Genomic DNA, 14,529 nt, shown 5'->3' on the forward strand with positions numbered 1-14,529 from the left:
TGTGACACTGGGTGGACGGCGGCTGCCGGCCCTCGGGCGCGCACGATACCGTCGCAGCACACAGGTGACGTGAGAGGTGGCGGGTACGGATGACGCAACAGGCGACGGCGCAGATCGGCGTGACCGGGCTGGCGGTGATGGGTCGCAACCTGGCCCGGAACCTGGCCCGGAACGGGTTCACCGTGGCGGTGCACAACCGCTCCCCGGAGCGCACCCGCAGCCTGGTGGCCGAGCACGGCGACGAGGGCACCTTCGTGCCGTCGGAGTCCCTGGCGGACTTCGTCGGCTCGTTGGAGCGGCCCCGCGCGGTGATCGTCATGGTCAAGGCGGGTGCCCCCACCGACGCGGTCATCGACGAGCTGGTGCCGCTGCTGGAGGAGGGCGACATCGTCGTCGACGCCGGCAACGCGCACTTCGCCGACACCCGCCGTCGGGAGGAGACGCTGCGCGAGCACGGGCTGCACTTCGTCGGCACCGGCGTCTCCGGTGGCGAGGAGGGCGCGCTGCTCGGCCCGAGCATCATGCCGGGCGGCTCGGCGGAGTCCTACCAGAAGCTCGGGCCGATGTTCGAGAAGATCGCCGCGCAGGTGGACGGCGTCCCGTGCTGCCAGCACGTCGGCCCCGACGGCGCCGGCCACTTCGTCAAGATGGTCCACAACGGCATCGAGTACGCCGACATGCAGCTCATCGCCGAGGCGTACGACCTGCTGCGGGCCGGGCTGGGCGCGACCCCGGCGGAGATCGCGGAGATCTTCCGGGAGTGGAACACCGGCGAGCTGGAGTCGTTCCTCATCGAGATCACCGCCGACGTGCTGGCGCACACCGACGCCGCCACCGGCAAGGCGTTCGTCGACGTGGTGCTCGACCAGGCCGAGCAGAAGGGCACCGGCCGCTGGACGGTGCAGATCGCCCTCGACCTGGGCATCCCGATCACCGGCATCGCCGAGGCGACCTTCGCCCGGTCGCTGTCCGGGCACGCCGGCCAGCGTGAGGCGGCCCGCCGCACCTTCGGCGACGCGGGCGAGAAGTGGCAGGTCGAGGACCGGGACGCCTTCGTCGAGGACGTCCGCCGGGCACTGCTGGCCAGCAAGATCGTCGCGTACGCGCAGGGCTTCGACCAGATCCGGGCCGGCAGCCGTGAATACCACTGGGACATCGACCTGGGCGGCACCGCCACCATCTGGCGGGGCGGCTGCATCATCCGGGCGCGCTTCCTGGACCGCATCCGGGAGGCGTACGACGCGCAGCCGGAGCTGCCGACGCTGCTGGTCGCGCCGTACTTCGCCGACGCGGTGAGCGACGGCGTGCCGAGCTGGCGGCGGGTGGTGGCGGACTCGGCGCGGGCCGGCGTGCCCACCCCGGCCTTCTCCTCGTCGCTGGCCTACTTCGACGCGCTGCGCGCGGAGCGACTGCCGGCGGCCCTGATCCAGGGCCTGCGGGACAACTTCGGCGCGCACACCTACCACCGGGTCGACCGGGAGGGCGCGTTCCACACCCTGTGGGCGACCGCCGACCGCGCCGAAGTGGCCGGCTGACCCACCACACCTTCCCGGCGTGCCGCGGTGTCCCCCGGCGTGGGGCACCGCGACCACCGGACCCGCACCAGTGCCACGCGAACGCCCCGCCGTCCCGGTGACAACCGGGTGGCGGGGCGTTCGCCGTGAGGTCGGTGGTGACCGCCGGTCACCGGGGAAGCCGGTGCCGGGTGGTCACCAGAACCGGCGACGCCGGGCGGCCTTCTGGGGGCGCAGCACGTCGGCGCCCCGGGACAGCATCCGGCTCACCCCGCTCGGCCCGCGACGGGACTCCAGGGTGTGGCTCAGCCGACGGGCACCGGCCGCGGCCAGCGGCACGGCGACCGCCATGACCGCCCACTGCGCGATCCGCTTCTGAATCATGTGTGCTCACCTCCGCGATTGGCTGCCTGCCGGGGTGGTACCCGCCGGGCGAGATCACCAATCGTGACCGGGGTGACGGTCAGCGGGGCGGGGCGACCGGGTTGGGCAGCGCGCCACCGAAGCGGCGGTCCCGCTGGGCGTACAGCTCGCAGGCGTACCAGAGGTGGCGACGGTCGAAGTCCGGCCAGAGGGTGTCCAGGAACACCAGCTCCGCGTACGCCGACTGCCAGAGCATGAAGTTGGAGATCCGTTCCTCGCCGGACGGGCGCAGGAAGAGGTCCACCGCGGGGACCTCCGGGTGGTAGAGGTACTTCGCCACGGTCTTCTCGGTGACCCTGTCCGGGTCGAGCCGGCCGGCGGCCACCTCCCGGGCGATCGCGGCGGCGGCGTCGGCGATCTCGGCCTGGCCGCCGTAGTTGACGCAGAACTGGAGGGTCAGCGTCGAGTTGCCCCGGGACATCTCCTCGGCTGTCTGCAACTCGGCGATGACGCTCTTCCACAGCCGACCGGCCCGCCCCGACCAGACCACCCGCACCCCCAGGTCGACGAGCTGGTCCCGGCGGCGGCGGATGACGTCCCGGTTGAAGCCCATCAGGAAGCGGACCTCGTCCGGCGAGCGCCGCCAGTTCTCGGTGGAGAAGGCGTACGCCGACAGGTAGGGCACGCCCAGCTCGATCGCCCCCTCGACGGTGTCGAAGAGGCTGTACTCGCCCTGCTCGTGGCCCTTGGTGCGGGGCAGGCCGCGCTCCTTGGCCCAGCGGCCGTTGCCGTCCATCACCACCGCGACGTGCTTCGGCAGCGCCTCGGCGGGCAGCGCCGGCGGCCGGGCGCCCGACGGGTGCGGCGTCGGCGGCACCGGCTCCCGCCGGCCGGCCCTCAACGATCGGATCACTCGGTCATCTCCTTGTCCCCACCCTGCACACCGACGTGCCCACCCTCCACACCGACGTGCCCACCCTCCACAGCGGCCCGGGGCGACCGCACCGGACCGCTGCCCGTCGGGCCGCCCCGGTCGACCAGCGGCAGCGAGCGTAGCGCGCGTTCCAGGTGCCACTGCAGGTGCGCCGCGACCAGGCCGCTGCACTCCCGGCGTACCCCGGTCTCGGTGGCGTCGGCGACCTGCCAGTCGCCGCTGGTGAGCGCGGACATCAGGTCGATGGTGGCCGGCGCGGGGTGGGCCGCGCCGGGTGGCCGGCAGTCCGGGCAGACCGCACCCCCGGCCGGCACGGAGAACGCCCGGTGCCGCCCCGGGGTGCCGCAGACCGCGCAGGCGGTCAGCGCGGGCGCCCACCCGGCCAGGGTCATCCCCCGCAACAGGTACGCGTCGAGCACCAGCGTGGTGGCGTGTTCGCCCCGGGACAGCGCCTTGAGCGCGCCGAGGGTGAGCTGGAACAGCCGCAGCGACGGCTCCCGCTCGACCGGGGTGAGGCGCTCGGCGGTCTCCGCGATCGCGCTGGCCGCCGTGTACCGGGGGTAGTCCCCGAGGAAGCGCTTGCCGTACAGGTCGATGCCCTCGACCTGGCTCACGCTGTGCAGCGAGCTGCCGGTGTTGCCCTTCGGGTCACCGGCGAGCTGGAGGTCGACGTGGCCGAACGGTTCCAGCCGGGCGCCGAACTTGCTGGTGGTGCGGCGTACCCCCCGGGCCACCGCGCGCAACCGGCCGTGCCGGCGGGTCAGCAGGGTGATGATCCGGTCGGACTCGCCCAGCTTCTGCACACGCAGCACCACCGCGTCGTCGCGGTAGAGCTGTCGGCGGTACCCGGCCATCGGGCCATTCTCCCTCGGGGTGGGAAATCAGGGTCGGCTCGGGGTGGCCCGGCGCTTCGCCCCGGATGTGCGGCAGGTGGCGGCGGTCGTAGGTTGCTGGGCATGGCTCATCCCCGCAGCATGGTCGCCCTGGGTGCGACCGCCGCCCTCATCCTCGCCACCGGGTGCGACACGCTGGCGTTCCGGCGGTTGGACTTCGACACCACCGAGCCGGCGAAGATCGCCCGGATCACCGTCCGGCCCGGTTCCGGGGACGTGGTGGTCCGCGCCACCGGTCCGGCCACCGGGGTACGCGTCAAGCGGGTGCTGCGCTACCAGGGGGAGCAACCCGACACCACGTACGAGATCACCGGTGACGAGTTGGTGCTGGACACCGAGTGCGGTCCCCGCTGCTCGGTGTCGTACGACGTGACCGCCCCGCCGGGGGTACGGGTGCAGGGCGAGGCGGGCTCCGGTGAGGTGGAGCTCAGCAGGACCGGGTCGGTCGACTTCACCCTCGGTTCGGGCGACATCCGGGTCGTCGACGTCACCGGCCCGGTGCGGGTGGAGACCGGATCGGGCAATGTCGAGGTGGTCAACGTCACCGGCCCGGTCGACCTGCGGGCGTCGTCCGGCGACGTCACCGGGACCAGGCTGGGCGGCGAGGTCTCCGCCGAGACCAGCTCCGGCAACATCACCCTCACCCTGGCCAAGCCGGCCTCGACGCGGGCGCACGCGGGCAGCGGCGACGTCGAGCTGACCGTGCCGACCGGCCGGTACCGGGTGAAGGCGGACGTCGGCTCGGGGGACACCGAGATCGGGGTCACCAACGACCCGGGCGCACCGCTGCTGCTGGACCTGGCGACCGGCAGCGGGAACGTGACAGTCGTACAGCGCTGAGCCGGCCGACGCGCCTCACCGGGCCTCGACGGCCCCCGGTCCGGGCACCCGGGGGACGGGCACGGCGGCGGCCCGCCCGCCACCGGGCGACACCGGCTCCGGCGACACCACCGGGCCGGACGACACCGGGTCCGGCCGGGACGACCGGCGGCCGGGGGCCGGATCGGGGCGACCGCCCGGAACCAGCTCGGGGCGGCGGCCGGCGGCCACGTCCTCCACCCAGCCGACCAGCAGGGCCACCACCCCGACCAGCAGGAAGACCAGCACCACCCGGATCGCCAGCCCCCACGGGTCGCGGGGCGACCAGCCCACCAGGCCCACCAGCGGGGTGAGCGCCACCACGAAGGGCATGTGCCACAGGTAGACGGTCAGTGCCCGCCGGTTCGTGAACGTCACCAGCCGGCCGAAGGCACGGTTGCGGTCCACCCAGGCGGCGGCGGCCGGGGCACGACCGATCACCACCAGGATGAACGCCGCCGACCACAGGGCGTTGCCCAGCGGGATGTCGTTGAGGTCGTAGCCGCGCGGTCCGGGGTGGCTGAGGATCCACGCCCCGCCGGCTCCGGCCAGCAGCACCGCCACCGGCACCAGCACCCGGTCGGCCAGCCGGCGCAGCATGCCGTCGTGGTGCGCGAAGCCGAGCAGCCAGGCGCCGAAGTAGAGGCCGAAGTCGCGCGGCACCGCCGAGGTGGTCGGCAGGATGCCCACCTCGATCGCGACCAGCAGCAGGTAGGGGGCGGCCAGGGTGGGCAGCGGCGCGCGACGGAAGAGCCACAGTGCCACCGGGGAGGCGAGCACGAACCACAGGTAGTCCCGCAGGTACCAGATCGGGCTGAGCGCGAGCCCACCCCAGTAGTTGGCCGGCGGGTCGGTGACCGGGAACAGCCAGAGCAGCACCCGGGGGGTGAACACCAGCCCGGTGAGCAGCATGGCCGGCACGAAGACCACCGCCACCACCCAGAGCGAGGGCAGCAGGCGGCGCAGCCGACGCCGAAGCGCGGCCCCGCCGGACCGGTCCAGCGACGCCGCCATCAGCGACCCGGCCAGCGCGAACATGATCGACATGGCCGGGAAGACGAGCGTCAGCGTGGCCAGTCCGGTGACGTGGTAGACCACGACCCGGACGATGGCCAGGAAACGGAGCAGGTCCAGATATCGGTTACGCATCAGGCTGCATCTATGTGGGGGGCGGGATGAAGGACCCCTACCCTGCGCACCCGACCTGTGAAACAGCTGCTAATGAGGCCCTGACGTGAAAATTCCCATATCAGTCCCCGACTTACCCCCGGCCGCCGACCGGCTCAGAAACCCAGCTTGCGCAGCTGCTTCGGGTCGCGCTGCCACTCCTTCGCCACCCGCACGTGCAGATCCAGATAGACCCGGGTGCCGAGCAGCTCCTCGATCTGCCTACGGGCGGTGGTGCCGACCTCCTTGAGCCGGCTGGCCCGGTGGCCGAGCACGATCGCCTTCTGGCTGGGCCGCTCCACGTAGACGTCGGCGTAGATCTTGGTGAGCCGCCCCTCCGGGATCATCTCCTCCACCACCACGGCGATCGAGTGCGGCAGCTCGTCGCGGACCCCCTCCAGCGCCGCCTCCCGGATCAGCTCGGCCACCAGCACCTGCTCCGGCTCGTCGGTGAGCATGTCGTCCGGGTAGAGCTGCGGCGACGGCGGCAGGTGGCCGGTCATCACGTCGACCAGGGTGTCCACCTGGTGCCCGGAGACCGCGCTGACCGGCACCACGGCGGCGAAGTCACCCAGCTCGCTGACCGCCAGCAACTGCTCGGCCAACCGTCGCTTGTCGACCAGGTCGGTCTTGGTCACCACGGCGAGGACGGTGGCCTTCAGCTCGCTCAGCTCGCCGCTGATGAACCGGTCGCCCCGGCCCACCGGCTCGTCCGCCGGAATGCAGAGGCCGATCACGTCGACCTCCGTCCAGGTGGTGCGGACCAGGTCGTTGAGGCGCTCGCCGAGCAGGGTGCGCGGCCGGTGCAGACCCGGGGTGTCGACCAGCACCAGCTGCGACTCCGGCCGGTGCAGCACCGCCCGGATGACGTGCCGGGTGGTCTGCGGCTTGTTCGAGGTGATCGCGATCTTGGTGCCCACGATCGCGTTGGTCAGTGTCGACTTGCCGGCGTTCGGCCGCCCGACGAAACACCCGAAACCCGCCCGGTACGGCCGCTGCTCCACGCCGGTCACTCGACCACCGTGCCGAGGACGGTCCCGTCCGGCGCGGCCACGTGGATCGGCGCGTCGGCGGCCAGGTCCCGGACCGCGGCGTGACCCGCCCCGTCCAGCGTCGACGCCTCGGTCACCACCACCGCCGCCTCCAGCCGGGTCGCCCCCGCCGCCGCCGCCGACGCCACCGCGAGCTGGAGCGCCGTCACGGTCAACGAGGGCAGCGCGACGCTCGCCGCGGCGTACGTCCGGCCGTCCTGGTCGCGGACCGCCGCGCCCTCCACGGCGGCCACCCGGGCGCGGGCGCCACGGGCCAGCACGACCAGCTTGCCGTCCTCGGCGCTCAACTCGGCCGGGTCGGACGGGGTGGGCCGGGCAGCCGGCACGGCGGGTGTCTCAGGCATCGGCGGGTTGCCTCTCCTCGGCGCTGTTCTGGTGGTCACGGGAATCGGGGCCGCCGGTCGACGGCACCCGGCTGACCAGCACGCTGTCTATCCGGTTACGCCGGCCGGTGGTGCCCTCGGCGACCAGCTTCAGGCCGGCCACCTCGGCGTCGGCGCCGGGGATCGGCACCCGTCCCAGGGCCTGGGCCAGCAGTCCGCCGACCGTCTCCACCTCGTCGGTGGGCAGCTCGGTGTCGAACAGCTCGCCCAGGTTCTCCACCGGCAGCCGGGCGGTGACCCGGACCGCGCCGTCGGCCAGGTGCTCCACCGGCGGGCGTTCGACATCGTACTCGTCGGTGATCTCGCCGACGATCTCCTCCAGGATGTCCTCGATGGTGACCAGCCCGCCGGTGCCGCCGTACTCGTCGACGACGATGACCAGGTGGTTGCGGGCGGCCTGCATCTCGGACAGCAGGTCGTCGACCGGCTTGGACTCCGGCACGAAGGTGGCCGGTCGCATCAGCTCGGCCACCGGGGTCTGGTGCGCCCGCAGGTCACCACCCCGGGTACGCCGGATGAGGTCCTTGAGGTAGAGCACGCCGAGCACGTCGTCGACGCTCTCGCCGATCACCGGGATCCGGGAGAAGCCGGAACGCAGGAACAGCGCCAGCGCCTGGGAGAGCGTCTTGCCCTCCTCGATCCACACCATCTCGGTGCGCGGCACCATCACCTCGCGGGCGATGGTGTCGCCGAGCGCGAAGACGGAGTGGATCATCTGCCGTTCGCCGTGCTCCACCACGCCCCGCTGCTCGGCGAGATCGACCAGCTCGCGCAGCTCCACCTGGGTGGCGAACGGCCCCTCCCGGAAACCGCGCCCCGGGGTGACCGCGTTGCCGATCAGGATCAGCAGCGAGGCGAGCGGGTTGAGCGCCCGGCCCAGCCAGCGGACCAGCGGCGCCACCGCCCGGCCCACCGCGTAGGCGTGCTGCCGGCCCAGGGTGCGCGGGGCCACCCCGACCACCACGAAGCTGACCACGGTCATCGCCCCGGCGGTCACCAGCGCCGCCCGCCAGCCGGCACCGAAGCTGTCCACCGCCACCAGGGCGACCAGGGTGGTGGCGGTCAGCTCGGCGAGCAGCCGGAGCAGCAGCAGCAGGTTGAGGTGGCGGACCACGTCACCGGCGACGGCCTGGAGGGTACGCGCCCCGCGCGCACCGTCGCGGGCCAGCTCGGCGGCACGGGCCGGGGAGACCGCGGCCAGCGCGGCCTCGGTCATCGCGATCAGACCGGCGAGCACCACCAGCCCGGCCGCGAAGAAGATCAGCTGGAGATCGGGAAGGCCGGCGGTCGGGCCGGCCGCGACTATGTCCATCACCGGGGCCGGGTCGACCGCCAGCTGGCCAGCAGCCGGGCCTGGAGGGCGAACATCTCCCGCTCCTCCTCCGGCTCGGCATGGTCGTAGCCGAGCAGGTGCAACACGCCGTGCACGGTGAGCAGGTGCAGCTCGTCGGCGGCGCTGTGCCCGGCGGTGGCCGCCTGCTTGGCCGCCACCTCCGGGCAGAGCACGATGTCGCCGAGCAGGGCCGGCTCACCGCCGGCCGTGGCGCTCTCCCCCGGGCCGTGGTCGACGCTGCCCTCGTCCATGGGGAAGGCGAGCACGTCGGTCGGGCCGTCGCCGCCCATCCAGCGATGGTTCAGTTCGGTCATGTACCCGATGTCGACCAGCAGCACGGACAGCTCGGCGAGCGGGTTGACCCCCATCTCGTCGAGGGCGTGCCGGGCCACGGCGAGCACCGCGTCGGTGTCGACCTCGGCACCGGACTCGTTGGCGATCTCGATGGACACTGTCTTCCTCTGCTCGGTTAGCGGCGCCGGCCGGCCCGGCCGCCCTGGGCGGTCCGCCCCGGCACGGCGTGCACGCCCTGCGCCTGCTGGTTCTCCCGCTCGTCCCAGCGGGCGTACGCGTCGACGATCTCCCCGACCAGCCGGTGCCGCACCACGTCCGAGCTGGAGAGCTGGGCGAAGTGCACGTCCTCGACGTTTGCCAGGATCTCCCGGACCACCCGCAGCCCGCTGGCCGTCCCGCCGGGAAGGTCCACCTGGGTGACGTCACCGGTCACCACGATCTTCGAGCCGAAGCCGAGCCGGGTGAGGAACATCTTCATCTGCTCGGGCGTGGTGTTCTGCGCCTCGTCCAGGATGATGAACGCATCGTTGAGGGTGTTGTGGGTGACCAGGAAGTCGTCGGTGACATACAGCGAGTCCTCCGCCGCGACCTGGATGCACATCGTCTCCTGCACCCCGGCCGGGATGATTGAGTCGATGAACCGCATCGGCCGTCCGCTGCCGTGCTCGTCGTACCGCTGGCGCTTGCGGGCCAGCCGAAACGGCGGCACACCGGCCGGCAGCCGGATCTCCACGACGTAGGCGTCGGCGCGGTGCGGAACCGGATGCCCGTTGGCCCGACCGGGCGTGCGTCCCTCAGCCTCCCGCACCCGCCAGGTCGCCACCCCACCAAGTGACTGGACCAGGTAGACGACGTCGTCGCGCAACCGGGCCGACGTCGTCGAGTACTGCACCCGACAGGTGCGCCCCGCCTGGACGACCGGCCCCCCGTCGGTGTCCAGCAGCCCCTGCAGGACGGCCAGCCGCACGTCGACGCCGTTCTGCAGGTAGACGTCCGGCACGAACTTGGTCGCGGACTTCGCACCGGCTAGACCCAGTTCACGAAGGACGAGCGTCACCGGGTTGGCGACGATCACCCCGCCCCGGTGACCGTCGACGTGTCGGAGTACGTAGTCGTAGTCGTTCTTGCGCACCGGCTCGATGCCGGGCAGTGCCGCAGCGAGCGCGTCGGCCAGCTCCGGGTCGGCGGTGCTGAAGGCCGGGGTGGTCCGCGACGAGATGGCACCGTCGCCGAGCAGCAGACCGAGGGCGTACGGGTCGAGCGGCACCTCCTGCGACTCGAGCTGCACAGGTGCCACGACCGGAAGTTCGTACCGGCGGACGTGGCCCCGCCACTCCTTGCCGATCATCTCGCGCGTCTCGAGGGTGCGCCGACCGCCGCGCCGCTTGTCCTCCGGGGTGGCCACGGTCCAGAGGTGTTCACCGCAGCAGAGGGTGGAGGCACCGTCCTGGGTCGTGACCCGGTAGACCTGCTTGGGCCCCTGCGGATAGATGCCGATCACCGGCGTGGGCGTCCCATTCGAGCCGATGACCAGGTCACCGACCCGCAACGAACCGAACGGCCGGAAACCTTCCGGAGTCAGCACCCGTGCGTCGTACGGCTGCGCGCGACCCCGCATATAGGCCAGCGGCGCCACCTCGATGGTGCCGGCGGCCATCAGCTTCGGGATGGAATCCGGGTCGAGCATGTCGTGCAGCGCGTCGTAGAGCGGGCGCAGGTAGGGGTCGATCTTCTCGTTCAGGGTGCCCGGCAGGAAGCCCAGCCGCTCGCCCGCCTCGACCGCCGGGCGGGTCAGGATGATCCGGCTGACCTGCTTGGCCTGGAGCGCCTGGACGGCCTTCGCCATCGCCAGGTAGGTCTTTCCGGTACCCGCCGGGCCGATGCCGAAGACGATCGTGTTCGCGTCGATCGAGTCGACGTAGGTCTTCTGCCCCAGCGTCTTGGGGCGGATGGTGCGCCCACGCCGGGAGAGGATGTTGAGGGTGAGCACCTCGGCGGGCCGCTCGGTGCCGCCCTGTTCGAGCATGCCGACGGTACGCCGGACAGCGTCAGTGGTCAGGGTCTCGCCCTTCTCGATCAGTTCGAGCAGCTCGCCGAAGAGCCGCTCGGCGAGCGCGTTGTCCGCGGGCGCACCGGTGATGGTGATCTCGTTGCCGCGGACGTGCACGTCACTGGTGACCGAGCGTTCGACGAGTCGGAGGATCTCGTCGCCCGCGCCGAGCAGGTTGACCATGATCTTGGCGTCGGGGACCGTGATCCTGGTCTGCACCCGGGGCGGGCCGGGAGGTGGGGTGCCGGTCATAGATCGGGCCGTGGGGCCCTGCGCCACCTGCTTCCATCTCGCGCCGTGCCCTACTGGCGCGGCGTGCGGACGATACCCCCATCGTATCCGCTCCGCACCGGCGGCACCGTGTCCATTTCCCCGCCCAGCGGCCCCGCCCAGTCGCCCGCCCGCCCGACCCATCTCCCCGCCCCGCCCGCCCGACCCATCTCCCCGCCCCGCCTGCCCGGTCCACCCGCTCGGCCCACCTGCCCGGCCCGCGGGGCCGTCAGACCCGGAAGTCGTACCGGTCGAAGGTCTCCTGACGGCGGGTGAAGCGGTAGGTCGCCCAGTGCATCCCGACCACCGTCCCGTCGGCGTCCCGGGTGAGCCGCAGCAGCTCCCCGGTCTCCCGCCCGGAGACGGTCCGGAACACGTCCGCCGAGCCGGGCACCGGCGCGAAGACCGCCGGCGGCCTGCCCGCCGGGTCGTCCGCTCCCCGGGCCCGCAACGCCCCGTCGTGCCAGGAGAAGACGTACTCGAAGCCCTCGCCCCACCACCGGCCGAGCAACCCGCGCAACGGTCCGGGCGCACCCGGACCGGGACGCCACGGAACGATGTCCGCCGGATCGTGCTCGGCGGCGGCGGCCAGCAGCCGGTGCGGCAGCTCCAACGCCTCGGCGGCGGTGCCCGAGGAGGCGAGCACCGCACAGCCCATCGCCCCCGCCGTACCGTCACCGCCCCGCCGGCCGTAGACCCCGGCCAGGAAGCCGGGCATCGCCCCGTCGTGCCCCACGTGCACCACCCGCTCCGGGTACGGGACCAGGATCAGTCCCAGCCCGAAGCCCGCCGACCAGGCGGTCTCGTCGGTGGTGGTCACCGGCCAGCGCATCTCGTCCAGGGTGGTCGGGGCGAGCACCGCCCCGGTCGGGTCCAGCGCCGCCGGGTCGGCCAGGAACGCCGCCCACCGGGCCATGTCCGTGGCGGTGCTCCACAGCTGGGCGGCCGGGCCGACCGCACCGAAGTCGGTCGGCGGCTCCGGATGCGCCTCGTCGGAGTACGCGTCGACCAGGAATCCGGTCGCCGCCGACGGCCCCGGGTCGACCGAGGTGTCGGCCAGCCCCAGCGGGGTGAGCACCCGCTCGGCCAGCACCTCGGCCCAGGTCCCGCCGCACAGCACGCCGACCAGCCGGCCGAGCAGCGCCATCCCCAGGTTGGAGTAGTGGTAGCGGCGGCCGGCGGGCAGCACCCGCTCGACCCGGGCCAGGTCGGCGACCAGCTCGTCCAGCTGCGGCGCACGCAGGGTGTCCCAGACGTCGCCGTACGGCTCGCGTTGCAGCCCGGCGGTGTGCGACAGCAGCCGGCGTACCGTCAGCTCGCCGTGCGCCGGCAGCTCCAGGTGCCGGCCCAGCGGATCGTCCAGGTCGAGCAGGCCGGCGTCCCGGCACTGCATCACCAGCACCGACGTGAAGGTCTTGGTGACCGAGCCGATCCGGAACCGGGTCGCCGGGCCGAGCGCGGCGTCGGTGCCGGTCCCGCCCACCTGGTACGCCCAGAGTGGACGGTCGGCCCGGTGCAACGCCACCGCCAGGGCGGGCACCCTGGCCTGCGCCTGGACCCGCTGCACCATCCGCACCATCCGCTGGTGCACGCCCGGCCCGGCGACGTCCACTCCCGCCCCGGCGGTCACCCCGGATTCCGGGCCACCGGCCGTCACCTGCCCCGACCCTCGACCGTCACGTCCCCCGCCCGACCGGTCGTCACGCCCCCCGGCCCACCGGCCGCCCCGTGCCCCCACCCGGCGGGCGTCACGTGCCCCCACCCGGCGGGCGTCCCGTGCCCGCGCCCACCGACCCGCAGAGATCCCCGCGCGGCGGGGGTCACGCCAGGTCCCGGGCCAGCATCGGGCCGAGGGGGGCACCGCCGAGCAGGTGGGCGTGCACGTGGAAGACCTCCTGGCCGCCGTACGGGCCGGTGTTGAACATCAGTCGGAAGCCGTCGCCGGTCAGTCCCTCGTCCTCGGCCACCGCAGCGGCCGTGGCCAGCACCTCGCCGGCCAGCCCCGGGTCGCCCTGGGCGAGCGTCACCACGTCGACGTAGTGCTCCTTGGGGATGATCAACACGTGCACCGGCGCCTTCGGGCCGATGTCGCGGAAGGCGAGGGTGGTGCCGGTCTCCCGGACGATGGTGGCCGGAATCTCCCCGGCGACAATGCGGCAGAACAGACAGTCGTCTCCCATCCACCCAGTCTAGGTACCACCCCCACTCCCCCCACTCCCCCACCCACACCCCTCCTCTCCCACCCACCCCATCCCCCTCGCCCTCCCTCGCCCTCCCTCCCCATCCCCGGCCCGGCCCGCCCTCCCCGGCCCGCCCCGCCCTCCCCGGTGATCAAGAGGTTTACGTCAACCTCAAGCCCTCAGGACGACCCAAACCTCTTGATCACCGGGGCTACCTCGCGGCAGTCGGCGTTGATGGTTGGTGATCAAGAGATTTGGGGCGGGGTGGGCGTGGTGGGGTGGCTTAAACCTCTTGATCACCGGGGAGGGCGGGGCCGGGCGGGGAGCCGGGCCAGGCGGGAGGAGCCGGGCCAGGCGGGAGGAGCCGGGCCAGGCGGGAGGAGCCGGGGCCGGGCCGGGAGATGGGGCCGGGCTGGGAGACGAGGCGAGGCCGGGCGGGGAGGAGCTGGGGGCGGGTGGGGTTACCAGCGGGAGAGGCGGGTGGCGAGGACGCTGAGGGCCGCTACGCCGGCGGTGGAGGTGCGCAGCACGGTCGGACCTAGGCGTACCGAACGGGCACCGGCCTCGGTGAAGGTGGCCAGTTCGGTCGGGGCGACGCCGCCTTCCGGGCCGACCACCAGGACGATCTCGCCGGTGGCCGGCAACTCGACCGTGGTGAGACGTTCGTCGGCCTCTTCGTGCAGCACGAACGCCGCTGCCGCCCCGGCGACCCGTCGGGCCACCACGGTGGTCGACTCGTCCGGTGCCCCGGCGATCACCGGCAGCCGTGCCCGACGGGCCTGCTTGGTCGCCTCCCGCGCCGTCGCCACCCACTTCGCCCGAGCCCGTACGCCCCGGTCGCCGCGCCACTGCACCACCGAGCGGGACGCCGACCAGGGCACGATCTCGTCCACCCCCACCTCGGTCATCGCCTGTACCGCCAGCTCGCCCCGGTCGCCCTTGGCGATGCCCTGTACCACGACCAGCCGGGGGACGTCCGCGTCGACGTACCCCCGGGAGGTGACGGTGAGGTCGAGGGTGCCCCGGCCGACGGCGGTGACCACGGCGGCCGCGGTGCCGCCCCGACCGTCGGCGAGCAGCAGTTCCTCGCCGACGTGTACCCGCTGCACGGTGGCGGCGTGATGCCCCTCGGGGCCGTCCAGGATGAACTGGTCGGCGGTGGGCAGCGACTCGACCAGGAACAGTGACGCGGACACGACGGTCAGGCTAACCGGCCGGGGCGCACCCGGGTCGACCCG

At 73.1% G+C, this 14,529-nt stretch carries 13 protein-coding genes and 3 pseudogenes; 2 read left to right on the forward strand and 14 right to left on the reverse strand.

The window, feature by feature from the left end:
• Positions 1–89 precede the first annotated feature (89 nt).
• Positions 90–1,535 carry an NADP-dependent phosphogluconate dehydrogenase gene (gene gndA / locus O7625_RS00295; RefSeq protein ID WP_282343463.1) on the forward strand — a complete coding sequence of 482 codons (1,446 nt, stop codon included), beginning with the start codon at positions 90–92 and terminating at the stop codon, positions 1,533–1,535.
• A gap of 174 nt (positions 1,536–1,709) precedes the next feature.
• Here the strand turns inward: gndA and O7625_RS00300 are convergent, their stop codons facing one another.
• The 3 genes from O7625_RS00300 to recO form a co-directional block, all read right to left on the reverse strand.
• Positions 1,710–1,898, reverse strand: a complete 189-nt coding sequence (locus O7625_RS00300; RefSeq protein ID WP_282343465.1) for a hypothetical protein — start codon at positions 1,896–1,898, stop codon at positions 1,710–1,712.
• 79 nt (positions 1,899–1,977) lie between these two features.
• Positions 1,978–2,754, reverse strand: a complete 777-nt coding sequence (locus O7625_RS00305; RefSeq protein ID WP_282346744.1) for an isoprenyl transferase — start codon at positions 2,752–2,754, stop codon at positions 1,978–1,980.
• 32 nt (positions 2,755–2,786) lie between these two features.
• Positions 2,787–3,665, reverse strand: a complete 879-nt coding sequence (recO, locus tag O7625_RS00310; RefSeq protein WP_282343466.1) for a DNA repair protein RecO — start codon at positions 3,663–3,665, stop codon at positions 2,787–2,789.
• Positions 3,666–3,767: 102 nt separating this feature from the next.
• Between recO and O7625_RS00315 the strand changes: the two genes are divergently transcribed.
• On the forward strand, positions 3,768–4,544 hold the full coding sequence (locus O7625_RS00315) for a DUF4097 family beta strand repeat-containing protein (RefSeq protein WP_282343467.1): 777 nt from the start codon (positions 3,768–3,770) through the stop codon (positions 4,542–4,544).
• Positions 4,545–4,559: 15 nt separating this feature from the next.
• Here the strand turns inward: O7625_RS00315 and O7625_RS00320 are convergent, their stop codons facing one another.
• The 11 genes and pseudogenes from O7625_RS00320 to O7625_RS00370 form a co-directional block, all read right to left on the reverse strand.
• The gene (locus O7625_RS00320) at positions 4,560–5,711 is read right to left on the reverse strand and encodes an acyltransferase (protein WP_282343468.1); all 1,152 of its coding nucleotides are present in this window, start codon (positions 5,709–5,711) and stop codon (positions 4,560–4,562) included.
• A 134-nt stretch (positions 5,712–5,845) separates the two neighbouring features.
• Positions 5,846–6,742 (reverse strand): GTPase Era, encoded by an 897-nt coding sequence (gene era, locus O7625_RS00325; RefSeq protein WP_282343469.1) that lies wholly within the window; start codon positions 6,740–6,742, stop codon positions 5,846–5,848.
• Positions 6,739–7,125: a cytidine deaminase gene (locus O7625_RS00330; RefSeq protein ID WP_067307949.1), complete on the reverse strand. Its 387-nt coding sequence runs from the start codon at positions 7,123–7,125 to the stop codon at positions 6,739–6,741. The genes era and O7625_RS00330 overlap by 4 nt, the downstream gene beginning before the upstream one ends.
• Positions 7,118–8,500: a hemolysin family protein gene (locus tag O7625_RS00335; protein WP_282346746.1), complete on the reverse strand. Its 1,383-nt coding sequence runs from the start codon at positions 8,498–8,500 to the stop codon at positions 7,118–7,120. Before O7625_RS00335 ends, O7625_RS00330 begins: the two co-directional genes overlap by 8 nt.
• Positions 8,476–8,949, reverse strand: a complete 474-nt coding sequence (gene ybeY, locus O7625_RS00340; RefSeq protein ID WP_282343470.1) for an rRNA maturation RNase YbeY — start codon at positions 8,947–8,949, stop codon at positions 8,476–8,478. Before ybeY ends, O7625_RS00335 begins: the two co-directional genes overlap by 25 nt.
• A 17-nt stretch (positions 8,950–8,966) precedes the next feature.
• Positions 8,967–9,326: pseudogene (locus tag O7625_RS00345) on the reverse strand (PhoH family protein); the annotation flags it as partial.
• Between the two features lie 264 nt (positions 9,327–9,590).
• Positions 9,591–10,409, reverse strand: a pseudogene (locus O7625_RS00350) (LAGLIDADG family homing endonuclease); the annotation flags it as partial.
• Positions 10,398–11,093, reverse strand: a pseudogene (locus O7625_RS00355) (PhoH family protein); the annotation flags it as partial. The pseudogenes O7625_RS00350 and O7625_RS00355, both read right to left, overlap by 12 nt.
• 247 nt (positions 11,094–11,340) lie before the next feature.
• Positions 11,341–12,690, reverse strand: a complete 1,350-nt coding sequence (locus O7625_RS00360) for a serine hydrolase domain-containing protein (protein ID WP_282346747.1) — start codon at positions 12,688–12,690, stop codon at positions 11,341–11,343.
• Between the two features lie 241 nt (positions 12,691–12,931).
• The gene (locus tag O7625_RS00365) at positions 12,932–13,291 is read right to left on the reverse strand and encodes a histidine triad nucleotide-binding protein (protein WP_282343471.1); all 360 of its coding nucleotides are present in this window, start codon (positions 13,289–13,291) and stop codon (positions 12,932–12,934) included.
• Positions 13,292–13,752: 461 nt separating this feature from the next.
• The gene (locus O7625_RS00370) at positions 13,753–14,487 is read right to left on the reverse strand and encodes a 16S rRNA (uracil(1498)-N(3))-methyltransferase (RefSeq protein WP_282343473.1); all 735 of its coding nucleotides are present in this window, start codon (positions 14,485–14,487) and stop codon (positions 13,753–13,755) included.
• Positions 14,488–14,529: the final 42 nt, after the last annotated feature.

Origin of the sequence: Micromonospora sp. WMMD714, assembly GCF_029581315.1 — a bacterium.
Taxonomy (GTDB): Bacteria; Actinomycetota; Actinomycetes; order Mycobacteriales; family Micromonosporaceae; genus Micromonospora; species Micromonospora rifamycinica.